This is a genomic window from Corynebacterium sp. MSK071 (genome assembly GCF_030232125.1).
GTDB classification, from domain to species: Bacteria; Actinomycetota; Actinomycetes; order Mycobacteriales; family Mycobacteriaceae; genus Corynebacterium; species Corynebacterium kefirresidentii.
Window position 1 is genome coordinate 24,411 of sequence record NZ_JASPJA010000004.1, and the last position, 26,209, is coordinate 50,619.

Consider the following 26,209-nt stretch of genomic DNA (forward strand, 5'->3'; position numbering starts at 1 on the left):
GACAGTCGGCTTTAGCTAAAATGCCGCCGCTGCCTAGTAGTTTGGGGCTTTGGAGTAGGACTAAGGCGGTGGCCTTAAATAGTTATCAAGCTGTGGGGCCTTCATTTATGATTCTGAGAAGAACTCCGTTACAGAACGGAATTGATTTTGGTTTAGCGGAGGCAATGTTTGGTCTAGTGACTCAATCGCTCGATCTGGTGGCATGGAGTTAGAAGTATCGGTACGTTGGGATGTGTTGCCGGACACGGCAATAATTAGACAAAGCTAGAACTAGAAGAAAGGATAACCACATGGGTATCTTCGATAAGGCCAAGGATGCACTGAACTCCGACAAGGGCGAAGAGATCACCGATAAGGGCTTGGACAAGGCAGCTGACGCAGCTAAGGGCAAGCTGGGCGAGGACAAGGCAGACCAGATCGACAAGGCTCGCGACGCTGCTGATGGCAAGCTCGGCAACGAGTAAATAGCGTTCACCTGCTAGACGGGTGAACAGTTAGTTTTTATTTTGGCCCCCAACCCGTCAGGGTGGGGGCCAAAATTGTATCGGGCTTGAACGCAGTGATCTGCAATAGGTCTATCCCAGTGATGTCACCTTTTTGTGGGTGAATTGAACTATAAAATGGGCGAATCGGGCTGAATTTTTGCAGGAAATCGCTAGGATTATTGTGTGAACAATCTTGAAGGCTCCGTCTCCCACGCGGGCTCCGCTAAGCAGCGCTTGCTGGAGCAGAGTGCTCGTATCCTTGCCAAGGGTGGGCGCGACGCTTTACAGGTTTGTGCTGTCGCGGAGCAAATCGATGTGCCAGTCGATGAAGCTAAGTCCTTTTTCGAAGACGACCACGACCTTTATATTCAAACCAGCCGATTCTTGGATGAAAGAATCCGTGTGGCAGCGTTTAAAGCACTGGATGAGTTGCCGGATGATGCTGCGGCTATTGAGAAACTTCGTGAAGTAGCCAAGGTTTACTTTAACTTAGCTATTGAAAACCCGACCTATTTCGCTGCTTATAATAACTGTCAGACGGCGACGAGCTTTCCCAACTTTGAAGACGGCATTGAGCAGGCGGAAAGCTTCGACGCTTTTCCCCCGATCTTCCGCTGGGTACTCGAGCACATGCGGGATGCGGCAGTTGCCGCACGGGGCGAGTTTAAGCACCGGCTGGTAGTTATCCAGTCGCTCTCTTTCTTGTGTGAGCTGCAGGGAATTACCCACTTGGCCACGTTTGGAATTATGCGACACCTTTCGCCGACAGCGAAGAAGCAGACCTTTAATGCTTGTCTTGAGACGTTGTTTTCCGGCTTGGAAATTTGCTTGCGCGACGGGCAGATAGCCCCCTTCGAACCAGAGGCGCTTTCTGGGGAACCGCCGGTCCCGTTTACTACTGCTGCAAAGGACATGCCAAAGTCCACGGCGGAGGAAAAGCGCGCAGCCATTTTCCGAGGTGCGGCGGAAGAAATCGTCTACAATGGGCTTCCTAATTTGCATCTGGGCTCAGCAGCTGCACGGGCGGGCGTAGATCTGGCGGATGCCGAGCATCTCTTTGACGGCGATTCTCACCTGTTGCGTGCTTTGGAAGAATCCTTGGATGAAGCTAATACGCTGGCAATCATGCGCCAAAACCAGGTTCTGCCTGAAGGCTCCCACGGACTTGCTTATATCAAGGCAACCGGCTTTGGGTACTTGGAATATGCGCTTGAGGATCCCATTGGGTTTGTTGCCCTCATTGAGGTCTCTAGCCGCTCAATCGTCCCCGTTTCTTTCGAAGAGACCGGCGATACTGAGCAACCATTTGATATGGGCAAGGCATTTACCTTCATCATGAATTTGGTGCGAGATGCCATTTCTGAGTCTAATGGACCACGTTCGCCGTGGATTCTTTTTACCCAGATTGCAGCTTTGTGGGCTTCCATCCACGGCCTTTCGCAGCTAAGTACCGTAGGGGCGTTGCGCTATCACTCGGCCAATTTCTACTTCAACCTGGCTTCTAAGGTGATGGATATAATCCTTCAGGGCATGGTCAATGTGCTCGAGCTAAAAAGGCCCGATTAGGCATATACAAGCAACAGGGGGATTTCAGCACCGGGGCCGCGTTTTATTAAAGCCAGCCTTGTGCTTGCGCAATAGTTGCTGCCTCAAAGCGATTTTCAGCCGCGGTTTTAGCGATGAGCGAAGATACAATATTGCGTACCGTGCCATTGCTCAGGTGGATCTTGCGGGCGATCTGGTGAGTGCTGCTACCTTTCAAGGCGAGAAGTGCGACTTCCTGTTCGCGTGCGTTCAGTGGATTTTCCCGAATGAAAATGGTCTCTTGGGCGAGTGCTGGGTCAATGACCTTAAGCCCGGAGTGCACCCGCCGAATGTCTTCGGCTAGTTTTTCTGGCGGGGTATCTTTGACTACGAACCCGGAAACCCCGGTCTCCAGCGCCCGTTTCACGTAGCCACCGCGGCCGAAGGTAGTGACTATGAGGCTGCGGCAGCCCGTGCCTTGCAGCTCAGCGGCGGCATCTAGCCCGTTCTTGCCGGGCATTTCAATATCCAGCAGAGCAACATCGACGCTATGCTTGGCGACGAGCCCCGCAACCTCCACACCCGTTGCGCACTGTGCTACAACGCTAATGTCTGGCTCTGTTTCCAAGAGAGCAACTAGCGCCCCTCGCACCAATGATTGATCCTCAGCAATGAGAACTCGAATGGTTTCAGGCATCGCCTACACCTCCGTCGGTGCTAAGAGGAAGAAAGTCGTTGTCTCCGTCCATAGTAACCAAGGCGAGCGTGCAGTCATTGCGGCGCGCAAAAAGCAGCTGCCCGCCAGCTTTTGTCACGCGGTTGCGCAGACCACTAAGCCCTCCTTGGGGACGGAACAGGCTTTCTTCTGCACCGAATCCGCAGCCATCGTCTGCTACCTGCAGTTGGTGGTCTGTCACTTGGACCCAGCAATGGGTGGCACCGGAGTGCCGGACCACGTTGGTGGTCAATTCGCGCAGCGCCCAGGAAAATTCGGCGTCATAAAGACCAGTGGCCTTGGTAGCCGAAGGCAAATAGGGCGCAATACCCGCGGTTTCGAGCGCCCTCCGAGCGGCGTGGATTTCGCCTTCAAAGGTGGGCATGCGCATCCGAGTCACTGTGGAGCGGACTTCCGCCAGACCTCGGCGAGAAAGCTCACTTACCTCTCGCAGTTCCTGCTTTGCCCGCTGTGGATCCGTATCTATTAGCCGGCGCGCCAGCTCGGACTTAAGATTAATCACGGTAAGAGAGTGCCCCAAGAGATCGTGAACATCGGTAGCAATATCCTCGCGCTGGCGTGCCAGCTCCAATCGGCGTTCTAGCTCTGCGCGACTATCTTGACGCTGGGAAAAGGTGCCGAGCAGCACTAAAAATATTGGCCAAGCGAAAAGGACGATGAGGACCCAGCCGATATTTTTGGGCGTAAGGTACCAAGTGGCAGCAGCCACCACAGTCCCTGTAAGAAGGGTGAACGCTAAGCTGTGGCGCAAAGGAAGGTTAAAGCCGAGCAATGCCGCCAAGTACGGCGCAAAAATGACGGCAATGCTCCCGAAGAAGACAGTCGACAATACCGCGATGGCTGCAAGTGCAAACCAATACAGCCCGATTCGCTGCTCTACCCGCCATCCGCGGGGGTAGTAGCCTCCAGCGCCGAAAGCGAAGAAATAGACAAGACCGAACACTAGAGCGCACGAAAGGGCCCCGGTTTGATTAGTAAGGGTCATCCCCGGCGCGGCAAAAGTGCTCCCCAGTCCGGGAATGAGGAAGACTAACCACACACTGGCAAAAAGCGCACTTTTGAGGCTGAAACCGCGGAATGGCTCTCGGAGAGATGACATCAGCGCCGAGCTTTGTCGCGGGAGCGTAGCAGGAGACACGCGGTCAGGAAGATTGTCGTCCATACCGTGAAGTTTAGCCACGCCATCCACAACGGGTGCGTAATCGTGCCTTCATCCCCGTTGAGAAACTGGCTTCCTTCTGCCAGAGGCCACTGGGCTAGTACAGCTGGACCGAAAAGGGGAGTGAAGCGGCCCCACTCCATTAGCGGCTTGGTCAGCGGTGTGAACACATTCGCCGCGAAAAGAAAAAGAACGACAGACGTCGAGGCGATTGCGACGGAGTTGTCGGTGGGCAACGCCATTGCCCACACCAAGCCATAGAAGCCCAAGGGAATGGAAACTAGGAGGCAGGAAATGAAGCTTAAGATCCACTGGTGTGGCTGCATTTCCGCATGTGTAGCGGCGCCAGTCAAATATACTGCCGTAATGGGTAGCAGGGCTTGAAAGCCGATGGATATGAGGTTTGCCCATAGCAGCTGGCGTGAGCGTAATGGAGTAAGCGCTAGTTGGCGTGCCCACCCAGTCTTGGCATCGGTGACGGCGGAGCCAGCGGCTGCAACGGAACCAGCGACGCCGCCGTAGAGTGCCATGCTGATCATTTCTAAGGCAGCATAATTACCTCCTTTAAAGGGGGTATCGCCAAAGTCCATCATGGCGCCGAAGAGGAGATAGAAAAACACCGGCAAAATGGTGCTGAAAAATATCGGGGTGAAGTTTCGACGCAGGCGCAGCAGGTTATGGGCAGCAAACCGCAGGGTTCGTGCAGTGGTGGTTGCAGGTTTTATCGTCATGGGAGATTCCTTGTGCAAAGGTTTACTAGAAGTGGCTGGTTAAGGTTGGGGCGCAGTCATCGCTAAAAATGCGTCCTCTAAGGAGCGGTTCCGAATTGTGATGTCGCGCGCCGAGGTGTGGTTAAGGAGGTATCTTGCAAGCGCATCAGAGTCACTGGTTACCATGCGGGCGTAGTCGCCGGATTGGTAAATCTCGGCAGAAATCGGTAGCTCGTCTGTAGAGGGGACTGGCCCTGCGAACCTCGCCTCGACAATGCGCTGGGCCGAATGCTCGCGAAAATCCTGGGCGCTTGCATCCGCACGTAGTTTGCCTTCATGAAGGAGAATAATCCTTTGCGCAAAATTGTCCGCCTCCTCCAGATAGTGGGTGGCAAAGACAATAGTTCGTCCCAACTCTGCCTGGCGGCGCATGGTGGTCCAGAACTCGTGGCGAGCATTAGCATCCATTCCTGCAGTAGGCTCATCGAGCAAGAGAACGCGGGGATTGCCTAAAAGTGCGAGGGCGAAGCGTACACGCTGTTGCTCGCCGCCAGAACATTTGCCCACCTTTCGGTGAAGGATCCGTGTGAGGTCGGCTTGTTCGGCTATATCCCCGACTGGCAGGGGATGCGGAAAGGTGGCGGACATCATCTGCAGGGTGTCTAGGATTGTGAGTTCGGGTAGGAGGCCGCCGGTTTGCAATACGGCACCGATTTCTGAGCCTTGGACGGCGGCCCGTGGGGTGCGGCCAAGCACGGCAATGTTGCCTGCGGTGGGGGTGGTGAGCCCTAGGATGAGGTCAAAGAGGGTGGTTTTACCTGCACCATTGGTGCCTAGGAGCCCTACGATCTCGCCTTGGGAGATGCTAAATGAAACCTCGCTCAGCGCACGGACCGGCTCTGAGCTCCTCGTGGCGAAAGTTTTACTGACTCCGGATACTTTTATGGCTGGCGTGTGTTTAGCCCTAAGGTCTGTCGTGCTCATACCTAAAAGGTATTCGGGGCCAGCAAGAATGGTGAATAGGATCTGTCATGAAATTTTCATGACAAGTGTCATGGCGCGATAGGCTGGGTGAGTGCTTACTACTCTCGCAGCGGCCGCTGGGCTATTTGTGGCCACCAATATCGATGACATTATAGTGCTATCCCTCTTTTTCGCCCGCGGTGCTGGGCGCAAGGGAACAACTGCCGCGATACTGATGGGCCAGTATCTCGGTTTCCTTGGCATACTGGTGGCCTCTTCCGTTGTCGGATTGGGCTTCAACGCCGTTATACCGACCGATCTCATTCGCTACTTTGGCCTCATCCCGTTGTTGCTGGGCCTGTGGGCGGCGTGGCAGGCATTCCGAGGTGAGGATGACGATGAGGATATTTCCGGCAAAAAGCTGAGCACGCTGGCGGTCGCCGGAGTCACTTTTGCCAATGGAGGGGACAATATCGGCGTATACGTGCCCGTTTTTACTACCTCTACGCCGGCCGAAGTAGCAGTTTATTGTGCCGTCTTTCTCGCGCTTGTAGCTCCACTGGTTTGGGCGGCGCGGTTTGTGGCAACTCGGCCTGGAATAGCCGAAGCGCTGGAGAAGTGGGAGAGTGTGCTCTTTCCCGTGGTGCTCATTGCGCTGGGAGTCTCGATTTTGCTTGCAGTATAAGAAAAGCCAGCACCGTGTAGGTGCTGGCCGCTATTTGTCGGGCTAACAGGATTTGAACCTGCGACCCCTACACCCCCAGTGTAGTGCGCTACCAAACTGCGCCATAGCCCGCCGTCGCACTGTGCGACTCATCTAGATTACATCAGTAGGATTCTACTGTGAAATTTGGGGTGTAACCTGCGTTAAAGCTCGCCGGTGGAATACACCCACGTACCGTCGAAGCGGCGGAACGAGGAACGTTCGCGCTGCGAACCGACAGCTGCTCCCTTATAAAACGCCTCAAATTCCACTACGCCGGAACTATCCATAAGGCCGCCGCCTTGGGTATCTAGGATATCGAGGCGGTAGAACCTAATGGGGGAGTCTGCCAAGTCGAGGGCCTCAGGTCGAGTGACAGGATCCCACGTGCGCAGCAAGTACTCCTCGTCGCCGGTAACAAAAGCGCTAAACCGGGAGCGCATGAGCGCTTCTGCGGTGGGCGCATTGCTACCGGCATGGTACTTGCCGCAGCACTCGCCGTAGGAAAGGCCGGTGCCACAAGGGCAGCGGCGCGAGGAGTCATAAGCAGGCATTAGTGTGCGTCCACGATGGTGACGTTGCCTAGCATGCGCTCGACATCAGTATCCTTCGCGGCAGAGTGCAAAATTGATACCTCTTCCGCTGAGAGGTTACCGGCGAGTTCGATACGGCGCTCGAAGCTGGCAGGGCCGGTTTGGATGATGCTCACATGGACGTCGTCAAGCGCGAGCTTTTTGCCAGCCTCCTTGATAGCTTGGGTCGACGCCGCAGCGAGGGCAGACATAAGAAGGCCCTCGGCGGTAAAACCCTTGCCCTTGCCGCCGTTCTTTTTAGTGCGGTCGGCGCTAAGGCTATGGTCATTGTGGCGCACGACCACGCCGAATTTGGTGCCGGTAGCCGGCTGCGCAACAGCGGCGTCGGTACCTACTTCTTCCGGCGTGTAATCGGGAACGATAAACTGCTCGGCCCACGGCCCGATGAGATCCGCTGCACGAGCGGCCGTACCTTGCTTGGTGAGCAGGTGGTCGGCCTTGTCGAGGGAGACCAAGGACTTGGGGTAGCGCGTGAGGAGGAAGATATTCTGCGCATTATCGATACCCACGGTTTGGTCGATGGGAGAGTGCAACACCATCAAGGGCTTGCGTAGCTTAGGCAGATATTCCTCGGGGTTGGTATCTGCCAAGTCCTCCAAGAACTTGCGGGAGATGATGAGCCCGCGGCCGCCGAGGACGACTTCTACTTCACCATTGGCGTCGACCTCGCCAATCTTATCCGCGTAGTGAAGCACGGAGTGGGCTGGATCAAACGGGGCGCCGAGGGTAGCTACCGCTTTGAGGGACTTCATGGTCTTAGCTGCCTTCAAAGCGGCGGCTCCGCCCAGCGAGTGGCCCATCAGCAATTGGGGTGCAGAATAGTGTTCCGTCAGCCACGCGGCTGCGGCGTGGATGTCATCGACGTTTTGGCTAAAGGTAGTATCGCCGAATTCACCGGCGGACTGGCCCAGGCCGGGAAAATCAAAGCGCAGCGTGGCGATGCCGAACTCGGTGAGCTGCTTCGCGGTGCGGGCGGCACCAGGGGTATGGCGGGAGCCGGCGAAGCAATGGGCAAAGATGGCGTAGGCGATCGGGGGAGAATCCGGGAAGTCGATGGTTCCAGCCATCTCAGTACCCCGGCTCGAAGGCAGCTTTACATTGACGGATTGCATGAGAACTAGAATAACGGGCCTCTTTCCCGCAATCCATACGAGGTTGACTACAGTCGATAGGAGCAATCCATTTAAGGAGGATGAGTCATGGGCGCGTTTGATTGGTTCTGGAAGGCAATGGGCTCGCAAAGCGAGCGTAATAATAAGAAATCCAAGGCCATCGTGGGTTCGGCAGACGAAGCTGCCCGGACATTGAGCCAGCACGATGACGCAGCTGTGGCCCAGGCCGCGCGCGATGCCGTTCAGTCCGGTGAGATAGTGGACAAGGCGCAGTTCCTCGCGGCCCTGGCAGTGGCCTGCGAACGCACCCTGGGCATGAACCCCTTTAACGTGCAATCACAAGCGGTCCTGCGCCTACTCACCGGAGACGTCATCCAGATGGCCACCGGTGAAGGCAAAACACTGGTGGGTGCCATGGCTGCCACCGGCTTTGCGCTGACCGGAAAGCGCGTCCATGTAGTTACCGTCAATAACTATCTTGCTGCTCGCGACGCCGAATGGATGCGCCCCGTAGTGGAGTTCTTTGGCCTGAGCGTTGCCTCGGTAACAGAGGGCATGACTCCGGACGAGCGCCGCGTTGCCTACGCACAGGATATTATCTATGCGCCCGTGAACGAGCTAGGCTTCGACCTGCTGCGCGATAACCAGATCACTGACCGTTCCCACACCGTGCAGGCCGCCGGGGATGTTGCCTTGGTGGACGAAGCCGACTCCGTCTTGGTAGATGAGGCCCTTGTGCCGCTGGTACTTGCCGGAAACCGACCGGGCGAAGCACCCACCGGACATATCACCAATGTGGTTTCCCACCTGCGCGAAAAGCTGGACTACATCATCTCTGAGGACGGCCGCACCGTTCAATTGACCGAAGATGGTGCGCGCCGTGTGGAGCAAGAATTGGGCATTGATTCGCTCTATTCCGAGGAGAATATCGGCACCATTTTGGTGAAGGTTAACCTTGCCCTGCATGCCAAAGCGCTGCTTATCCGAGACATTCACTACATTGTGGTTGACGGCAAGCTGCAGCTTATCGATGCCTCGCGGGGCCGCGTTGCCGACCTGCAGCGCTGGCCCGATGGCCTGCAAGCGGCGGTAGAGGCCAAGGAAGGCCTGGAAGTCTCTGAAGGTGGGCGCATTCTCGATACCATCACCTTGCAAGAACTTATGCGGCGCTACCCACTGGTGTGCGGGATGACGGGCACCGCGGTGGAGGCAACCGATCAGCTGCGCCAGTTCTACGGTCTGCACGTCTCTGTTATTGACCGTAATAAGCCTCTGCAGCGGTTTGACGAACAAGACCGTATCTTTGCGACGGTCGAGGATAAATCTGCCGCTATCGTGGAAGAAATCGCCGCCATCCACGCTACGGGGCAACCCATCCTGGTGAGCACGCAGGATGTCGCCGAATCGGAGGATTTGGCAGATGCACTGGGCAAGCGGGGCATTGAGGTCAATGTCCTCAACGCCAAAAATGATGAGCAAGAGGCGCGGATAGTCGCCGAGGCCGGAGATATCGGGCGCGTTACCGTTTCTACCCAGATGGCCGGTCGTGGTACTGATATCAAGTTGGGCGGCGCTAGTGAGGCCGACCATGACGCAGTAGCGGAGCTTGGCGGCCTAGCGGTCATCGGTACCTCGCGGCACCGCACCGCCCGCTTGGACAACCAGCTGCGCGGGCGTGCGGGCCGGCAAGGAGATCCGGGGCTTTCCCTCTTCTTTGTCTCCTTGGAGGATGACGTGGTTCAGCAAGGCGGCGACGGCGAAACTGTCCGCGCCCAACCGGCCGAGGACGGACGTATCGAGTCCAAACGGGTCAGTGACTTTGTAGCGCACTGCCAGCGCGTGACCGAAGGGCAATTGCTCGAGATCCATGCCCAGACATGGAAGTACAATCAGCTCTTAGCTGATCAACGCATCATCATTGATGAGCGCCGAGCCAAGCTTTTGGATACCGATCAAGCCTGGCAGGAGCTTTCCCAACGCGCCCCAGAGCGCGCAGCAGAGCTTGCGGAGGTTCCCGAGGAAGCTCGCGTTAAGGCCGCACGCGAAATCATGCTTTATCACTTGGACCTTGCATGGGCCGACCATCTGGAGCTCATGGACGATGTCCGTGAGTCCATTCACTTGCGCGCTATCGCCCGCGAGACGCCGATCGATGAATACCACCGCATTGCGGTAAGGGAGTTTAAGGACTTGGCCCAGCGGGCCGTCGAAAAGTCGGTGGAAACCTTCCACACAGTGCTTATCGACGCCGCCGGGGCGCACCTTGATGACGCCGGCCTAGCCCGCCCGAGTGCTACGTGGACCTACATGGTTTCCGATAACCCCCTTGCGGGCAAGGGAAATTCCGTGCTGAGCGGTATCGGAAACATTTTCCGGTGAAATAAATCTCCACCAAAGGGTCGCGGACCCAAATAAGTCGCTAGTATTGTCATAAGTAACTCGTAACTAATCCCCGGAGGTAACAATGAGCGAGAACACCGGAACCCCGGAACCACAGGTAGAGACCACATCTGTATTCCGCGCAGACCTGCTCAAGGAGATGGAAAACGGCGCGAATGGCAACGAGACTGCCGTTGCCGGTACCGATAACCTGGCAGAGGGCCAGGCACTCTTGGTGGTCAAGCGCGGCCCGAATGCGGGTGCCCGCTTCTTGTTGGACCAGGCGACTACCACCGCTGGCCGCCATCCCGAGGCGGACATCTTCCTCGATGACGTTACGGTATCCCGCCGTCACGCGGAATTCCGCAAGAATGATGATGACAAGTTTGAGGTAGTTGACGTGGGATCCCTCAACGGAACCTACGTGAACCGCGAGCCACGCAACTCCCAGGTGCTCGAGGTGGGAGATGAAATCCAGATTGGCAAGTTCCGTTTGGTTTTCATCGCTAACCAGAGCTAATTCTTTCGTAGACCAGCCGCGCTTCCGTTCGAGGAAGGGCGGTGTAGTCTACGTATGGCACGATAAGAACTTTTTTCAGGACCACTAAGAGATAGACACAGTGAGCGCAGCAGATTCTTCGGCAGCAGCAGTACGCCGTACCAGCCCCAAAGCTAAAAAGGCTAAGACTATGTCCATTGGCGTGGTTTTGGAGACGCTGAATCAGCAATTCCCAGACGTCACGGTGTCCAAGATTCGCTTCCTTGAATCAGAGGGGCTTATTAGCCCGCAGCGCACGGCCTCGGGCTACCGCCGCTTCACCCAAGAAGACGTGGACCGGCTGCGTTATATTCTCACCACTCAGCGCGATAACTATACGCCGCTAAAGGTTATCCGTGAGCAGCTAGAGGCCATGGATTCCGGTCAGGTCACCGCCATTGTTTCTGCGGGCCATGCCGAAACCCTCCTGTCCCCGCAGCAGTTTAAGGCCCCTGTCGTCACGCGTTTGACTGATGTAGAGGTAGCCACGCAGGCGGGGTCCAGTGAAGATGACGTCGCATCCTTAGTGAAGTACGGCCTCATTCGCCCAGATGCTGCTGGGTTTTTCAATACCGATGACGTGGCTATTGTCTCAGCCGCCGTGGCCCTCAAGGCTTTTGGTTTCGGTGCCCGTGAGCTTAAGTCCCTGCGCAATAACGCGCGCCGGCAGGCTGACCTGATTTCCCAGGCCGCAGCTCCAGTGGCACACTCAAACTCTGATACTGCACACCAGAAGGCGGAAGAAATCTCCCAGCAGATGACCGCGCTCGTGGTGTCTTTGCATGCGACCCTGGTGAAATCAGACCTACGTGACGAATACCAGGCTTAATACACCACCAATTCCATCTTTGTGGGAGAGTGGTAGTCATGAGTGATGTAACCCTAGAGTTCCACGGAATCCACCAAGTCGGTCCTGAAGATGATGTCTGCGCATTGTTGCGCTGGCCAGAGGAAAATCGCTTGATCCCCGTGTGGATTTCTCCCATTGAGGGCATGCAATTGGCCGCCGCTTTAGATGGGCACCAGCCAAACCGGCCCAACTCGCACGATCTGATCTGCGAGATCCTTGAGGCAACAGGCGGGGTGGAATCCATAGACGTTGCCAACTACCACCAGGGAACGTTCATGGTAGACATTAAGGCTGCGAACGGCGAGGCTTATGATGCTCGGGTTAGCGATGCGCTAGCTGTATCCGAATTTTTCAATGTCCCCATTTCTGCCGAGGCGGAGCTCCTCGCGCAGGTATCCGTTTATGCCAGTGATGCGGATCTGAAAGAATATTTCGACTTGGAGATTTCTACCCCTTCTCAAGATGATTCGGAAACTGGCAGCGAAAACGCGGAGTCTTCCACATCGGCATCAGGGAATGCGCAGGCAGATGCGGATTTCGAGGCCATGATGAGATCTTTGGGAATGGAAGAAAAGGATTTCCTTTCGGGGGATGATGAAGAAAAAAGTTAATGACACGCGTGTGACTAATGGTGACAATGTGGTTCTAGAAGTCTAAAGTTGTACTTGAAAGTTGAGCAGGCAGCGCTTGACGGGTGCATGCGCTTGGCTTTTAATTGATCTTTAGAACTTCCAACAAACCCCATTGGAGTAATTACGTGAGCATTATCGAGGACTCCCAGCCCGAATCCACCTACGTACAGGAATCACTTTTTGATGTCGGACCTGATGAGGAAGTGGGCTACCGCGTGCCTATTGCCTGCCAGGTTGCCGGCATTACTTATCGCCAGCTGGACTATTGGGCACGCACCAACTTGGTGAATCCGTCCATTCGAACGGCACGTGGTTCTGGTTCCCAGCGCCTGTATTCCTTCAAGGATGTATTGGTACTCAAGATTGTTAAGCGCCTGCTAGATACCGGCATTTCCCTGCAAAATATCCGTTTGGCCGTTGAGTCCCTGCGGGATCGTGGTGTCAATGATTTGGCAGAGCTCACCCTCGTATCAGATGGCACCACCGTGTATGAGTGCCGTTCTAACGATGAGGTAATTGACTTGCTTGCCGGTGGCCAGGGCGTCTTTGGCATTGCAGTTCCTGGTATCTTGAAGGAACTGTCCGGTACCATTTCTTCTTTCCCTTCGGAACGCATCGAAGACTTCGCCGAGGACAACGTCGTCGGGCTCGACGAGCTTGCTGCCCGTCGCAAGCGCAAGAGCTCCTAGGCTTTGAACATAAGAATCCACCCTATTTCCCGGCTCACGGGGAAATAGGGTGGATTTTTGATCTCCAAACAACGAGCAGCCTACGTTAAGCGCCCCTCGGAACCTTTTATCTCTTCGCGTCGCTGGGCCCTAGCCCAAGGCGCTTCAATCCGGCTTTTAACACGGGCTCGATTATTGAAGTGCCACCTGTGCCTAGCTGTCGGTACCTCTATGGAGATAGAAATAAAGGCACCCAACATAATCGTTTGGTGCCGAGGGAAAGGGCGGTTGGATATTAAACGCCTGCGGCCTTAGTTATAGCGCCAGTAAGCTTGGCTTCCTCCGCTGAGTCAACGGTGGTGAAACTATCGGCTGCGGACTTTAGAGCTGCATCCACGTTGCCTTCACCTACGTGCACGACACTGAGGGAAACGTCCTTCGAAGCAGCGTCCTTAAGTGCAGCCGTAAATTGAGCATCATCCATGTCTTGCTCGGTACCTGTAGTCACCACGAGCACCCGCGCCTTGTCGCCGCTACCTGCAGCTTGGTCGGCAGCGTTAGCTACAGCCGCTACAACAGCGCTGCGCGTTTGTGGAACACCGCCGGTACCAAAGCCGCCGAGGGTGCCGGATACGGCATTGCCATCCCCAAAACCCAAGTTCTGGCGGTAGCCAACCGTTGCCGTCTCAGAGATGGGTGAAGAATAATTCCACAAGGACACAGCCCCGCCGTCAGCAGCTAGGTCAGACGCGGTGGTGCCCAAGGCCTGGGAGACAGGACCGTAGATGGGAGCCATTGAGGAGGAAGTATCCAAAAGAAGTAGGGTATTTGCAGCCATCGTTAGATCGGGTTTGGGTTGTGCTGCGGAACTAGGAGCTGGGGCGGAGCTCCGTGGAGAGGAAGAACTGGTAGGCGCGGCGGAAGTGGGGACACTGGAGGTCGTTTTCGTGGTCATCTCCGTTGTAGCCTCGCTGCTGCTTTCAACAGCTGCGGGAGCAGCGGCATCGTTCTCATCGGCGTTGTCCATACCTCGCACGAGGAAGGTCACCAAGGCGATGATGGCCAGAAGCGCGATGACAGCCACTGCAATAACCCATCCCGCTACTGCGAAGGTATTTTTCCCATTTGAATGCCGTGCCATGTGGTGTGTTCCTCCCAAGCAAACTGCCGTTGTTAGTGGCTTATTGTAGCGGGGCGAGTGCCTGATCTATCACAGCGACAAGCCTGGCTCGCAGCGGTTCGGCCTTCTGCGCCAGGGAACGCTGCCGAGAGACATATTCGGCTTTGCCTTCAGGGGTTTCGATGGGCACTACCCCGAGACCCCAATCACGGCAGTCATAAGGAGAGGCCTCCATGTCTAGGATGCGTGCTTCAATCGCCAAATCTAGGCAGTCAAGGAATAGCTTGCCGGGAACCAAAGGGCCTAGCTTCCACGCCCATTTATAAAGATCCATCGTGACGTGTACGCAGCCCGCTTGGTCATTTGCGGGCTGGTCTTCGCGGTGCAGCACGGTGAGGTTAAGCGGACGAGCTGGTGGGGTGAAGAAACGGAAGGCATCGTAGTGGGAGCACTTAATTGAGTGTTCATCCACAACGCGGTTTGTGCCTTCTGCACCTAGGCGCAAAGGAAGCGAATGGCGCGGGGTGTCTGTGTGGTAAACCATCGCCCATTCGTGCAGGCCAAAGCAGTCAAAGTGGGCGGGGTTGCTTGCAGAGTGGCGAAGAAGATTCGAGATATAACGAACCGAGCTACCGCGGCGTTGTAGAAAGCCAGCCACATCGACGGTTACGCCGTCTGGGGTGGCGTGGTAGTCGCGCCATTCGGCGTGTGGGGGAGTGCCTTCTAGCGCTATTCCTACACCCGGGTGCCAACGCTTCAAGTGGGAAGGCCGGACGGGGTAGTACTCAAAGAGAAAATCGAAGACAGGGTGATAGCTGCCAGGGTGGCGGAAACGCTCTAAGCGGTCGGTGGCTTGCTTTTCGTGTTGTTGCAGCTGAGCTTGCCAATCATCCGGGCTCAAAGTGTGCACGAGGGCATTCCTCCTTGTCTTAGCGGCCGCGGCGACGGGTGTTTCTACTACCTGGGCGGCGGCGTTGAGATGGGGATTTCTTCTTTGCGGGCTTCGCTTGGTTCTGGGGCGTGGCCTGCCCAGGCGGGGGAAGGGCGGGACCATTCGGTTTGCGAGCACCCGTTACCTCCTTGAGTACAGGTGCACCTGCAGGATTATCGCGGCTAGAAATATCGTGCTCAGTAGCCGTGACCCCTGCTTTGTTAATAAGCGCTGATACTTCCTTGCGTTGTTCATCCATGACCAAAGTAACGACGGTCCCCGCCGCGCCGCCACGTGCCGTGCGCCCAGCGCGATGGAGATATGCCTTGTGTTCTGCGGGTGGATCGATATGAACGACGAGGGAAACATCCGCAACATCGATACCGCGCGCGGCAATATCTGTGGCAACCAGCACGGGGACGCTGCCATCGCTAAAGCCCTCGATGGCGCGGGTGCGCGCGCCTTGCCCCTTATCTCCATGTAGCGGATAAGCATTGATGCCAGCACGGCGCAGCTTTTTGACTTGCCTATCCACCCCGTGCTTCGTACGCATGAACATGATGGTTTTGCCCTGGCGAGCAGCAATTCGCAAGGCTACTTCATTCCGCGCCGGACGGTCACCGACGAAAAAGAGATGATGGGACATGGAGTCCACCGCAGCTTGAACCGGAGCAGTGGAGTGGACAATAGGATCGTGGAGGAATTGCTCCACCAGCTTATTGACGTCCCCGTCGAGGGTCGCCGAAAACAGCAATCGCTGACCTGTTGCTGGGGTCAACCGCAGGAGTTTGCGTACCTGGGGTAGAAAGCCCATATCGGCCATTTGATCGGCCTCATCAAGGGTGGTGATGCGGACCGCATCCAATTGCAGCTTTCCCTGGTTTATGAGATCTTGGGCGCGGCCAGGGGTGGCGACGAGAACATCGACGGGGCGTGCCAGCGAGCGGATATGGTGATTGATATTTACCCCACCCACCACGGCGAGAACTCTCAAGCCAAGCGTTGCCGCAGGTTCATCAAGACGCTGGTAAATCTGGGTGGCCAACTCCCGGGTTGGCGCAAGAATGAGCGCACGGGGATGAGCGGGCTTGGAAGCACCCGTTCCGGCAAGGCTCGCGAGCATGGGTAAACCGAAGGTAAAGGTCTTTCCGGAACCGGTAGGGCCGCGGCCGAGGACATCTTTGCCTGCGAGGACGTCGGGAATCGCGGCGCTTTGGATGGGAAATGGTTCGGTGATGCCTTGGTCACGCAATACGTGCACTAGGCGCTGGGGTAAGCCGAGATCGGCAAAGGTAGTCATTGTTTACCCATACTATCGGCAATAAGGCGGATCGCCGCATTCGTGTGGAAGCGCCTGCTGAATATGGGATAGGGCCCCGAAGGGCCCCATTAAAGCAATACGAATCTAGTCGGTTTGGGTCAAGCTGCGGTCGCCAGACCACTCGATGTGGAAGGTACCTGGCTTGTCGGTGCGCTTGAAGGTGTGTGCGCCGAAGAAATCGCGCTGGCCTTGAATCAGGGCGGCGGGAAGGCGCTCGGCGCGCAGGCTGTCATAATAGGAGAGGGAAGATGCAAAGACTGGGGCCGGTAGGCCCAGCTGAGTGGCAGCGACGACTACTCGGCGCCACGGATCGATGAGGTCTTCCAGCTCACCCTTGAAGTAAGGATCGAGGATGAGGGCAGGAAGGTCTGCATTATTGTCGTAGGCTGCGCGGATGCGATCCAAGAACTTGGCCCGGATGATGCAGCCGCCACGCCAGATAGTAGCTAGGTCGCGAGGGTCCACATCCCATCCGAATTCCTCGGATCCAGCCTTGATCTCATCGAAGCCTTGGGAGTAAGCAATGAGCTTGGCCGCATAAAGGGCGCGGCGCACGTCTTCAATAAACGCGGCTTTGTCCACGTCCAGCTCCTTGATAGTGCCGGCAGGCAGCTGGCCTTCTTGGGCAGCGCTGCGCTGCGCGGTGGAGGAGGAAAGCGCGCGGGCGAAGACCGATTCGGCGATGCCGGTAATGGGAACACCGAGCTCCAAGCCATTGATGGCAGTCCAGCGGCCGGTGCCCTTTTGGCCGGCGGCGTCCACGATGACGTCGACAAGCGGGGCACCAGTCTCCGGATCCTTTTGGGCCAAAACCTCGGCGGTGATTTCAATGAGATAGGAGTCAAGGTCGCCCGAGTTCCATTCGCGGAATACCTCTGCGATCTCGGCCGGCTCCATGCCTGCACCGTAACGCAGTAGCTGATAAGCCTCGCCGATGACCTGCATATCGGCGTATTCGATGCCATTGTGGACCATCTTGACAAAGTGGCCGGCGCCATCTGGACCAATGTGGGTAACGCATGGAGTGCCATCAACATTGGCGGCGATGGACTCAAGAATCGGGCCAAGAGTCTCCCAGGATTCCTTGGGGCCACCAGGCATGATGGCCGGGCCATTGAGCGCACCCTCCTCGCCGCCAGAGATGCCAGCACCCACAAAGTGCTTGCCGCGGGCGGCTACGTCCTTCTCGCGGCGAATGGTGTCCGTGAACAGCGCGTTACCGCCATCAATAATGACATCGCCCTCATCCATGGCCTCAGCCAGCTGATCGATGACCGCATCGGTGGCCTTGCCAGCCTTAACCATGATGATTGCCTTGCGTGGGCGCTCCAAAGAAGCCACGAAGTCCTCGATGGTCTCCGAAGGCACGAAATTGCCTTCCTCACCGTGAGCCTCAATGAGCGCATGGGTCTTTTCAGGGCTGCGGTTGTATACCGCTACGGTATTGCCGTTGCGGGCAAAGTTACGGGCCAAATTAGATCCCATGACCGCCAATCCCACGACGCCAATTTGAGCAAGTTCATTCTTATCAGTCATGCTGCCTATCCTACGTCACTGGGATGCGGTGCTGGCATCAATGGCTAGGCTGGTGGACTATGTCGGATACGCAGAAACTCAATGACTTGCTTCACCTCGCTCATACGCGGGTACTCACTGCAGAAGAACTGGCGTCACTTAATGCCCTCAATGGCGGCCTTGCGGAATTGATAGGGCTGCAATTTACCCATATAGGCCCGTGCGAGGCGCGCGCGAAACTGCAGGTTAAGCCCGAACATCATCAGCCCTGGGGAGTGGCCAATGGCGGGCTGTACTGTTCCATTGCAGAAACCGTGGCCTCCATCGCGAGCGTGGTGGCTGCCGACGCCCCCGCAGTAGGAGTGAATAATTCCAGCGACTTTATCCGCTCTACGGGACAGGGGGAACTGGAGGCTGTGGCTACACCAGTGCAGCTTGGCGGGCGCACCCACCTGTGGAGCGTTGAGATGCGCCAGGGCGGGGAGCTCATTGCCCGCACCACTTTGCGCACCATGATTTTGCGTTAGCTCACCCGCTTGGCAGTAAAGGACATCCCGTGGGAGGATAGCCGTTCCAAATACGGCTCAGCTAGTCCGGTGGCCGGGGTAAGCACGCCTCCTGTGCGGTCAGAGTCGGTGCGCGATTCGAGTAGGCAGAGTACAGCCTGGCTCAGCATCATGGCGGTAACCTCGTAGCCGGGGTCCCCCTGCGCTGAGACGGTTGCAAGCCAGCGCTCGCCGTCCTCAGTCACACCGTGGTGGCTGATGTGGAAATGTGCGCCCTCAAGCCCAGGCGTGGGCAGGACCTTTTCCACCACGGGGCGCAAGCGTGATTGGGTGCCATCAAAAAGCAGCTTGGTGGCGAGTGCCAGTCCATAGGCCCGTGCACGACCGGCTAGCCCAGTCCCTGTAAACCACGCTTCCTTATAAAACAAGCGCTTGCCCCACGCCCGCCCAAGCAGAGCGTTGGAGCGGCGCACCACGCGGGTATTGAACATGGACATGAAAAATGGGCCCACCCAGCCAACGCCATCCAACTCTTTGACCTCAAAGTCCCGCTGGAGTCCTTCCAAGCGTGGACCAGCCTTCGGATCTGGATCGAGGGAGTAGGGATTATGCAGGTTGCGGGCAACACCCTTATCGGCGTGCGCAGCGAGCGAGACCTGCAGGGAAGATTCGATGGTGCCCGGCGAGATCCCGCCTTTCAGCTTGTCTACGACCATTTCAACCCGCGCAAAAGGCTTTGCTGCGGCCTTATAAAGGTTGAGCATCCCGATATCTGAAGGCACGGAATCGAAGCCGCAGGAATGGATGATGCGCGCACCTGTGGATTCAGCCTCGGCATGGTGGGAATCGATGCTGTGGCGAATGAAGGGAACCTCACCGCACAGGTCGACATAGTCCACGCCATGCCGCGCGCAGGCGGCAAGGACGTTATCCCCATAAAGGCTGTAGGGGCCCACCACGGTAATCAGTACCTGGGTACCTTCCACCATGCGCTCTACAGCGGAGGCATCGTCCGCGGCGGCGATGGCAATGTCCCAGTGCGGGTTGAGCTCATCGCGCAGCGCGGCTAGCACCGGTCGGTTCCGGCCGGCCAGAGTCACAGAGGGCGCGTTAATCGAGGCAAGATAGCGCGCCACCAATTGCCCGACAAGCCCGGTGGCACCATAGACAGTGATATCGCTCATAGTATAGGAGCGTACCGCAGTCTTTAGAGCCAGTGGTTCTTACGGAACCAGGCCCAGAGCCCGAGAACGACCAAGACCATGATGACAATCGCCATGGGGTAGCCCAAAGCCCAATGCAGCTCCGGCATGATGTCGAAGTTCATCCCGTAGATACCTGCCACCAGGGTGGGTGCGGCCCACATGCCAACGACTGCGGAAATGGTGCGCATATCTGAGTTTTGTTGCATGGTTACCTTGGCCACCGAGGCATCGATAAGCGAGGTAAGGCGCTCATCGAAGCTGGAGACCTGGTCCTTGACTACGAGCTCGTGGTCGTTGACGTCGCGCAGATACGAGCGCAATTGCTTAGAAATCAGATCCTTGTGATCAGAAACCATGGATTTAAGCGCCACCGACAGTGGGTCAATGGCATGCTTCATCTCCAGCACCTCGCGCTTGAACATGTAAATTCGGTCCACATCAAACTTGAGGTTAGGGGTAAAGATTTCTTCTTCCAGCTCATCGACCTCAATGCTGATGAGACGAGAAATCTCCGAGTAACGGTCCACCATCATATCCAGGATCTTCCAGGCCATAGCCACTGGGCCAAGCTCCACCAGATCCTGCTCATCTTCCACCGTGTAGGCCAAGTTGGGAAGCTTTGCCCCGTGGCGCACGGTAATGATGAAGTTGGAGCCCATGATCATCTGGATCTCACCGGTGGAAATGATTTGGCGCTTATCCGTTACTTCATCGTGGTCGCGATAGTTCACGGAGCGGGCGACGACGAAGAGCTGGTCATCGTAGCGTTCGAGTTTGGGGCGCTGGTGCGCCATAACTGCGTCTTCCACGATGAGTTCGTGGATGCCAAACTGTGAGGCTACCTTGGTCATCTGAGACTCATAGGGCTCGTGCAGGCCCACCCAGATAAAACCACGACCATATTCTTCGATAGCTTCCAAAGCAGAGCTGGTGGAGTATTCACCGGGAAGCGACTCGCCATCAACAAAAACGCGGCAGTGTTCAATCGCGCGTTCCGGCGGTACCGGCAGGGAGGTGGGCTTACTTGGAGGCTCGGGTTTCTTGCGGCCCCTAAAGGGTGAAGGTACGGATGGCATCGTTTCAGCCTCCTTTGCGCGGTAGTGCGGACAAGTTCGCAAAAATTCGACGGCGATTTTATGCAGCGGGTAAATCTTACACCGAAGGCGGGTAATATAATCGAATCTATGCCTACGTGGAAAGAAGTAACCGAAGCTAATCCCGAGCACTCCCATAATTTTGCCCGCAAATGGAAGCTGCTTGCCGCACAAGGCAAGGACATCAATGGCGAGGCCCGGCTTATTGATGCCATGGTCGAGCGCAACTCCACCATCCTCGACGCCGGTTGTGGCACTGGCCGAGTCGGTGGCGAATTGCTTCGCCGCGGCCACAGCGTCGTGGGAGTCGACGTAGATCCCATTCTTATCGAGCACGCAGAGCACGACTTTCCGGACGGACATTGGTTCGTTGGAGACCTGTGCGAGCAAGAGGTGCCGGAAGGCCCCTTTGATATCGCCGTGTCTGCCGGCAATGTGATGGGCTTTCTAGCAAGAGAAGGCCGCGAGCCCGCTTTGCGCAATATCTTTAACTCTCTCAAACCAGGTGGTCGCCTGGTCACCGGCTTCGGCGAGGGCCGGGGCTGGGAGTTCTCCGACTTCCTCGATATGGCGCAGAAGGTGGGCTACCGAGTCGACTTCACCTTCTCCTCGTGGGACATGAAGCTATTCTCGGAGCATTCCACCTTCCTCGTCGCCGTCCTTTCGCGTCCGGGGTCGGACCTTCTGGCCTAAAAGCGCCTATCGGCTTGGTCGAAGAAATCTACCTCATGGTGGCTCGCTGTGATGTAGGCGCGCTCGGCCCGTGTACGAGTGCGCTCATCCGCCCCGCTGAGAGCCTGCTCGACAATGTCGAGGCTGGCGCGGACTCCGTTGAGGAAGTCTTCACCGCCGTACATGGAAAGCCAGGAGTGATAGGGATGTTCTGGGGAATCGAAATCTGCGAGGTGTAGGCCTACCTCTGCATAAAGCCAGTAGCAGGGCAATACCGCCGCAGCACCTACCACGTAGTCATCCGTATGAGTTGAACGGATAAGGAAGTCCGTATAGGCGCTAGTAACCCTAGAAGCTGCGGTAGTGATGCCCTCTTGGAGCCAGCCGCGGTGCAGCTCGGCCTCAACCGCCAAGCAATCATGCGCTCCTTCGGCCCAGTGCAGTTGCTGTGCCGCTGCAGGGGCTAGGCTGGCTAGGCGCGCCAAGGCCTTGGAGTAGGCGTTGAGGTACTGGGCATCTTGGTCAAGATAGAACCCAAAGGCTTCTTTATCCAAAGCGCCCGTTCCCAATGCCCGAATAAAGGGCAGAGCCTTGATAGCCTCCCAGTGATTTCCCGCCAGGTTCCACAGACGTTGCGTGTGTGGTCCGGCCGCAGGAACGCGGGGCTGCTCGACGTTTTCTGGTTCCTTCAAGCTGCCGGACAGGTAGGGCTGCGGCAGGGTAGAGGCCGCCCGCATCAGGCGCTGCGAGCGGTGCAGGTGGTCCACGGGACCGTGCCCTTTGCCCACCTGGAGCGCATCCGCGTGAACAATGGCTTCGTGCAGCCAGTGGGTGGACCACGTAAGCGCTGCGGTGTGGCTATCGCCGGCTCCAAGCCGGGTAGCCAGAGCAGAGGAGAGGGAGCAACCCGTGCCGTGCGTATTCTTCGTGTCCACCCGGCTCGAGGAGACGCGGTGAACGGACCCATCCGGATTCACTACCGCATTGTCTGCGATATCGAAATCGAGGTGACCGCCCTTGACCACAACCGCAGTAGAAGCTTCCTTCGCCCATTGTTTAGCGGTGGCGATGGCCTGCTCGAGGTCGCCTGCCTCCTCGGTGTTGGTGAGAACAGCCAATTCTTTCAAGTTTGGGGTGATGATATCCACCCGGGAACACAGATCTCGCACGGCCTGTTCGGCTTCCTGCTCCAGCAGCCTATCCCCGCTGGTAGCCACCATGACCGGATCCAAGACCACGGGAACATCCTCCGGCAGGCGACGTAGGAAATCTGCGACCTTGGCGGTAATGGCGACGTCAGCAAGCATGCCAATCTTTACCGCGTCTATCTCCACATCGTCAATGACTGCTTCTAGCTGCTCTTGCAGAAATTCCACTGGCGGGACATGTACGCTGCGGACGCCCTGGGTGTTTTGGGCTACCAAGGCTGTTACCACATTCATGCCATATCCGCCCGCAGCGGCAATGGATTTTAGGTCAGCCTGGATGCCCGCTCCGCCCGTGGGGTCTGTACCCGCGATGGACAGTACTCGGGGATAGATACCTTTAGGCATGAAAAGCCTCCTTTAGTCGGCCGGCGGCTGCTGCAGGGTCTGCGGCCGCCATGATGTCGCTGACTACGCAAATGCCGGCAAAGTCGCTTCCCGCCAGCTCGTGCGCGTTATGGTCTTTAATGCCGCCGATGGCGACGGAATCAATGCCGCGTTCCCGTGCGGCGCGGGCGAGGGCTGCTGCTGCATCTGGCCCCATCCCCGCCGGGGCGTTCTTCTTCGTGTTCGTCGAATACACAGGGCCGATACCGATGACATCCGGGCGGGCGTCATCCGACATGGCAGCAAGTTCGGCGTGATTGCCAATGGACAAGCCGATAAGTTGCTCATCGGACAGCATCCCTCGGGCTTCACGGAAGGCCATGTCACCTTGACCAATGTGTAGATGGCAGCCGAGTTTTGCTGCTACCTCCACGCGGTCATTGATAAAAAGCGGAACATTTCCGAGCACGGCCAGCAGCTCGCGGGCGGTGTGTTCAATCTGCTCATCACTAGTTTCCTTATCCCGCAGCTGGACGACGCTAACCCCACCGCGTACAGCTTCCTTCACGATGCGAACCACGTTTTCTCGCCCGCCTGCCAGATCTGGATCTGTGACAAGGTAAAGCGACCAGTCGATTGCCATTTAAACCCCTTCGACGTCTGTGAGCTTGATTAGTCCCTCGATGTCCGCCGTCGGGACATCGTAGAGCGCGTCCAGCCAAGCAACGGCAAAGGAGCCTGGCGCGTGGTGCTTTTCAGCTGCCACGCTGCCTGCGGCTCCCACGTGTGCGTGGGCCGCGATGATTGCTTCGAAAGGATCCTCCCACGCCGCCAAATATGCTGCGCAGATAGCACCGAGTGAACAACCAGTACCAATGACGTTTTGGAGCATCGGATGACCGGAGTGCAGATAGGCAGCGCGCGTGGTTTCACCTGCGTGGACGATAAGATCGCGTGGGCCGGAAATGGCTACTACGGCGCCAGTGTTCTGGGAAAGCGCTAGTGCGGAATCTAACGCGGCTTCTACTTCATCAGTAGATTCGACACCGCGGCCGCCCTGTCCGGTACCCGCGAGCGCAATGATTTCTGAAGCATTACCGCGGATCGCCCCTGGGCCAAGGGGCAGCACCTCATGCATGAACTTGGTGCGGTTGGAGAGACCGCCGGCACCTACCGGATCGAGTACCCAGGGGGTCTGTGCGGCATTCGCACCCGCGATGGCCTCGCGCATGCCGCCGTATTGTTCGGAGCTAGGCGTGCCACAGTTGATGAGAACACCGCCGGCTACCTGTGCAAACTCGCGGGATTCCTCCGGAGTATCAACCATCGCCGGGCTGGCGCCAACGGCCAAGAGGGCGTTGGCGGTGACGTTGGAAACGACCTTATTGGTCAAACATTGAATAAGTGGTGTGGACTCGCGCACGGCATCGTGCGCGCGGAGAAAACTATATCCCACAACTATCCCTTCGCTAGTTCTAACTGAGTGCAGGTTCGATGGGTATTTCTCAGCCGCACTGTGTGCGGCACCCCATGTTGCGTTTCTCAGCCTAACAAAGGTCACGGAAACTATGTGCGAAAATCGGCGCTCCAGTGCCCAGTTGGGGTGGTGCTATCGCTATCAATGAGTAACGACAGGAAAATAGAAAATCGCCGCCCTTGCCCTGCATTGAGGCAGGAGAGCGGCGATGCGATCGAGGAGTAATTACTTCTCGTTCTTGTTAATGATGTTGCGCGCGATGCGCTGCTGAGTGGTGATTTCTAGGTTGCCGCGGTCACGGGAAAGAATATTGGTTGCCCAGTTCACCAGCACTGCCAGGCGACTGCGCAGGCCAATCACATAAGTCAGGTGCAGGCCCAGCCAAGCTACCCAGCCAGCGAAGCCACCGAACTCGGTCTTGCCCAGCTTGACGACGGCGTTGAAGCGCTTGACGATTGCCATGGAGCCCTTGTCAAAGTAATCAAAGGCTTCCTTCTCATTGGCGGTAGACTCCTCGTCCACCTTTGCCTGAATGAGCTTAGCGACGTGCGCGCCACCCTGAATAGCAACCTGTGCGAGGCCAGGCAGGCGGTTGAGGGAGATCATGTCACCGACCATGTAGACGTTATTGTGCTCGCCCACGGTCAGGTCCTCGTTCACGGAGACACGACCAGCGCGGTCTGCCTCGACGCCAGCCTGCTCGGCCACCATCTTGCCCAGTGGGGAAGCGGCCACACCGGCGGACCAGATCTTGGTAGCACCCGTCAGGGTGGTCTCTTCCTCGGTCTTCATGTCCTTATAAGTGACGGTATCCGCGGTCACATCGGTCACCATGGCGTTGAGGTGAACCTGTACGCCTTCCTTTTCCAAGGTGCGCTGTGCCTTGCGGCCCAAGCGCTTGCCAAATGGCGGCAGTACCTGTGGGGCGCCGTCAAGCAAGTAGATCTTGGCGGAGGTGGTCCCGTAGTTGGAGTAGACATCGTTGAGGGTGCGGTTTGCTAGTTCGGCAATCTGGCCGGTCAGCTCGACGCCGGTTGGGCCAGCACCAACGATGATGAAGGTAAGCAGGCGCTCGCGCTCCGCTGGGTCGTCGGTAAGCTCAGCTTTCTCAAATGCGGAGATGATGCGAGAGCGCAGCTCGAGGGCATCGTCCAAGGTCTTCATGCCTGGGGCGAACTCGGCAAAATGGTCGTTGCCAAAATAGGACTGACCGGAGCCCGCTGCAACCACCAGGGAATCATATGCGTAAGTGCGGGAGAACTCATCCTGCTCGGCAGTGACGGTCTGGTCAGCCAGGTTGATATCGGTAACCTCGGCGTTGACGAAGTGAACATTATCCTGATCGCGCAGCAGCTGGCGGGTGGACGGGGCCACCTCACCGGCGGAAATCATGCCTGTTGCTACCTGGTACAGCATCGGCTGGAACAGGTGGTGGTTCTTCTTATCGATGAGAGTGATTTCTACATCGGCGTTCTTTAGCTTCTGGACGGTGTTGAGACCACCGAAGCCAGCGCCAACCACGACAACGTGGTGACGGCCACCATTGGGACGATAAGCGGTATCAGTCATGGATTTATTGCGACCTTCCTCAAGAAAGCTAATGTTTTGTACCCATTCAGTGTAAACACTTCTAACAGAACGTGCATACTCATTGACTGATAAACTTCCGTGCATCGTTAATATTTTCGCGGCAGGAACCATTGCGCCTGTGCGGAGCGCCTAAGCCGAGGTGCGTGCCAAGCTGACTAAGGTAATTGCCGATAGTGACTTCCTCCGCCCACCAA

General features: G+C 56.9%; 26 protein-coding genes, 1 tRNA gene and 1 riboswitch. Of the genes, 10 read left to right on the forward strand and 17 right to left on the reverse strand.

Annotated features, from left to right (window positions below):
• Window positions 1–290 precede the first annotated feature (290 nt).
• Together QP990_RS03945 and QP990_RS03950 are read left to right on the forward strand one after the other, a co-directional pair.
• Window positions 291–464 carry an antitoxin gene (locus QP990_RS03945; protein ID WP_239208328.1) on the forward strand — a complete coding sequence of 58 codons (174 nt, stop codon included), beginning with the start codon at window positions 291–293 and terminating at the stop codon, window positions 462–464.
• A gap of 204 nt (window positions 465–668) precedes the next feature.
• Window positions 669–2,051 (forward strand): hypothetical protein, encoded by a 1,383-nt coding sequence (locus QP990_RS03950; protein WP_239208329.1) that lies wholly within the window; start codon window positions 669–671, stop codon window positions 2,049–2,051.
• A 46-nt stretch (window positions 2,052–2,097) separates the two neighbouring features.
• Here QP990_RS03950 and QP990_RS03955 read toward each other — a convergent pair whose 3' ends face one another.
• From QP990_RS03955 to QP990_RS03970, 4 genes are all read right to left on the reverse strand, one after another.
• Window positions 2,098–2,706: a response regulator transcription factor gene (locus QP990_RS03955; RefSeq protein WP_239208330.1), complete on the reverse strand. Its 609-nt coding sequence runs from the start codon at window positions 2,704–2,706 to the stop codon at window positions 2,098–2,100.
• Complete coding sequence (locus QP990_RS03960; protein ID WP_239208331.1) at window positions 2,699–3,688, reverse strand: sensor histidine kinase; 990 nt, start codon at window positions 3,686–3,688, stop codon at window positions 2,699–2,701. The genes QP990_RS03955 and QP990_RS03960 overlap by 8 nt, the downstream gene beginning before the upstream one ends.
• Window positions 3,689–3,843: 155 nt before the next feature.
• A complete protein-coding gene (locus QP990_RS03965) occupies window positions 3,844–4,635 on the reverse strand; it encodes an ABC transporter permease (RefSeq protein ID WP_200287528.1) in 792 nt (263 codons plus the stop codon).
• Between the two features lie 39 nt (window positions 4,636–4,674).
• Window positions 4,675–5,598 carry an ABC transporter ATP-binding protein gene (locus tag QP990_RS03970; RefSeq protein ID WP_200287526.1) on the reverse strand — a complete coding sequence of 308 codons (924 nt, stop codon included), beginning with the start codon at window positions 5,596–5,598 and terminating at the stop codon, window positions 4,675–4,677.
• Between the two features lie 91 nt (window positions 5,599–5,689).
• Between QP990_RS03970 and QP990_RS03975 the strand changes: the two genes are divergently transcribed.
• A complete protein-coding gene (locus tag QP990_RS03975) occupies window positions 5,690–6,262 on the forward strand; it encodes a cadmium resistance transporter (protein ID WP_284798499.1) in 573 nt (190 codons plus the stop codon).
• Between the two features lie 37 nt (window positions 6,263–6,299).
• Here QP990_RS03975 and QP990_RS03980 read toward each other — a convergent pair.
• The 3 genes from QP990_RS03980 to QP990_RS03990 form a co-directional block, all read right to left on the reverse strand.
• A tRNA-Pro gene (locus QP990_RS03980) sits at window positions 6,300–6,373 on the reverse strand.
• Between the two features lie 71 nt (window positions 6,374–6,444).
• Window positions 6,445–6,834 (reverse strand): YchJ family protein, encoded by a 390-nt coding sequence (locus QP990_RS03985; protein ID WP_023021590.1) that lies wholly within the window; start codon window positions 6,832–6,834, stop codon window positions 6,445–6,447.
• The gene (locus tag QP990_RS03990) at window positions 6,834–7,985 is read right to left on the reverse strand and encodes an alpha/beta fold hydrolase (protein ID WP_239208333.1); all 1,152 of its coding nucleotides are present in this window, start codon (window positions 7,983–7,985) and stop codon (window positions 6,834–6,836) included. Before QP990_RS03990 ends, QP990_RS03985 begins: the two co-directional genes overlap by 1 nt.
• An 87-nt stretch (window positions 7,986–8,072) precedes the next feature.
• Here QP990_RS03990 and secA2 point away from each other — a divergent pair, with 87 nt between their 5' ends.
• The 5 genes from secA2 (at window position 8,073) to QP990_RS04015 (ending at window position 13,073) form a co-directional block, all read left to right on the forward strand.
• A complete protein-coding gene (gene secA2 / locus QP990_RS03995; protein ID WP_239208334.1) occupies window positions 8,073–10,364 on the forward strand; it encodes an accessory Sec system translocase SecA2 in 2,292 nt (763 codons plus the stop codon).
• A gap of 85 nt (window positions 10,365–10,449) precedes the next feature.
• Window positions 10,450–10,884 (forward strand): oxoglutarate dehydrogenase inhibitor Odhl, encoded by a 435-nt coding sequence (gene odhI / locus QP990_RS04000; RefSeq protein WP_023021587.1) that lies wholly within the window; start codon window positions 10,450–10,452, stop codon window positions 10,882–10,884.
• A 100-nt stretch (window positions 10,885–10,984) separates the two neighbouring features.
• Window positions 10,985–11,731 (forward strand): MerR family transcriptional regulator, encoded by a 747-nt coding sequence (locus QP990_RS04005; RefSeq protein ID WP_034655346.1) that lies wholly within the window; start codon window positions 10,985–10,987, stop codon window positions 11,729–11,731.
• Window positions 11,732–11,769: 38 nt separating this feature from the next.
• On the forward strand, window positions 11,770–12,363 hold the full coding sequence (locus tag QP990_RS04010) for a bifunctional nuclease family protein (RefSeq protein ID WP_239208335.1): 594 nt from the start codon (window positions 11,770–11,772) through the stop codon (window positions 12,361–12,363).
• A gap of 146 nt (window positions 12,364–12,509) precedes the next feature.
• Window positions 12,510–13,073 carry a MerR family transcriptional regulator gene (locus QP990_RS04015; protein ID WP_284798500.1) on the forward strand — a complete coding sequence of 188 codons (564 nt, stop codon included), beginning with the start codon at window positions 12,510–12,512 and terminating at the stop codon, window positions 13,071–13,073.
• 274 nt (window positions 13,074–13,347) lie between these two features.
• Here the strand turns inward: QP990_RS04015 and QP990_RS04020 are convergent, their stop codons facing one another.
• The 4 genes from QP990_RS04020 to gndA all read right to left on the reverse strand — a co-directional run bounded on the left by QP990_RS04020 (window position 13,348) and on the right by gndA (window position 17,960).
• The gene (locus QP990_RS04020) at window positions 13,348–14,193 is read right to left on the reverse strand and encodes a hypothetical protein (RefSeq protein WP_200287516.1); all 846 of its coding nucleotides are present in this window, start codon (window positions 14,191–14,193) and stop codon (window positions 13,348–13,350) included.
• Window positions 14,194–14,233: 40 nt separating this feature from the next.
• Window positions 14,234–15,082: a hypothetical protein gene (locus tag QP990_RS04025; protein WP_023021582.1), complete on the reverse strand. Its 849-nt coding sequence runs from the start codon at window positions 15,080–15,082 to the stop codon at window positions 14,234–14,236.
• A 19-nt stretch (window positions 15,083–15,101) separates the two neighbouring features.
• Entirely contained in the window at window positions 15,102–16,403 is a 1,302-nt protein-coding gene (locus QP990_RS04030; protein WP_239208336.1) for a DEAD/DEAH box helicase, read from the reverse strand.
• A 105-nt stretch (window positions 16,404–16,508) separates the two neighbouring features.
• Window positions 16,509–17,960: an NADP-dependent phosphogluconate dehydrogenase gene (gene gndA, locus QP990_RS04035; protein WP_239208337.1), complete on the reverse strand. Its 1,452-nt coding sequence runs from the start codon at window positions 17,958–17,960 to the stop codon at window positions 16,509–16,511.
• A 59-nt stretch (window positions 17,961–18,019) separates the two neighbouring features.
• On the opposite strand from gndA, the gene QP990_RS04040 reads away from it, so the two are divergent.
• On the forward strand, window positions 18,020–18,466 hold the full coding sequence (locus QP990_RS04040; RefSeq protein ID WP_200287512.1) for a PaaI family thioesterase: 447 nt from the start codon (window positions 18,020–18,022) through the stop codon (window positions 18,464–18,466).
• On the opposite strand, the gene QP990_RS04045 is transcribed toward QP990_RS04040, so the two are convergent.
• Both QP990_RS04045 and QP990_RS04050 read right to left on the reverse strand, forming a co-directional pair.
• Window positions 18,463–19,629: a trans-acting enoyl reductase family protein gene (locus QP990_RS04045; RefSeq protein ID WP_284798501.1), complete on the reverse strand. Its 1,167-nt coding sequence runs from the start codon at window positions 19,627–19,629 to the stop codon at window positions 18,463–18,465. The two genes, QP990_RS04040 and QP990_RS04045, sit on opposite strands and share 4 nt — an antisense overlap.
• 23 nt (window positions 19,630–19,652) lie before the next feature.
• Window positions 19,653–20,726 carry a magnesium and cobalt transport protein CorA gene (locus tag QP990_RS04050; RefSeq protein WP_239208339.1) on the reverse strand — a complete coding sequence of 358 codons (1,074 nt, stop codon included), beginning with the start codon at window positions 20,724–20,726 and terminating at the stop codon, window positions 19,653–19,655.
• Between the two features lie 108 nt (window positions 20,727–20,834).
• On the opposite strand from QP990_RS04050, the gene QP990_RS04055 reads away from it, so the two are divergent.
• On the forward strand, window positions 20,835–21,437 hold the full coding sequence (locus QP990_RS04055; protein WP_239208340.1) for a bifunctional 2-polyprenyl-6-hydroxyphenol methylase/3-demethylubiquinol 3-O-methyltransferase UbiG: 603 nt from the start codon (window positions 20,835–20,837) through the stop codon (window positions 21,435–21,437).
• On the opposite strand, the gene QP990_RS04060 is transcribed toward QP990_RS04055, so the two are convergent.
• The 4 genes from QP990_RS04060 to QP990_RS04075 form a co-directional block, all read right to left on the reverse strand.
• The gene (locus QP990_RS04060) at window positions 21,434–22,969 is read right to left on the reverse strand and encodes a bifunctional hydroxymethylpyrimidine kinase/phosphomethylpyrimidine kinase (RefSeq protein WP_284798502.1); all 1,536 of its coding nucleotides are present in this window, start codon (window positions 22,967–22,969) and stop codon (window positions 21,434–21,436) included. The genes QP990_RS04055 and QP990_RS04060 overlap by 4 nt on opposite strands.
• Entirely contained in the window at window positions 22,962–23,591 is a 630-nt protein-coding gene (gene thiE, locus QP990_RS04065; RefSeq protein WP_239208342.1) for a thiamine phosphate synthase, read from the reverse strand. The genes QP990_RS04060 and thiE overlap by 8 nt, the downstream gene beginning before the upstream one ends.
• Entirely contained in the window at window positions 23,592–24,404 is an 813-nt protein-coding gene (thiM, locus tag QP990_RS04070) for a hydroxyethylthiazole kinase (RefSeq protein WP_239208343.1), read from the reverse strand.
• Window positions 24,392–24,489, reverse strand: a riboswitch (TPP riboswitch). It overlaps the preceding gene by 13 nt.
• Window positions 24,490–24,650: 161 nt before the next feature.
• The gene (locus QP990_RS04075) at window positions 24,651–25,994 is read right to left on the reverse strand and encodes an NAD(P)/FAD-dependent oxidoreductase (protein WP_023021572.1); all 1,344 of its coding nucleotides are present in this window, start codon (window positions 25,992–25,994) and stop codon (window positions 24,651–24,653) included.
• Window positions 25,995–26,209 lie beyond the last annotated feature (215 nt).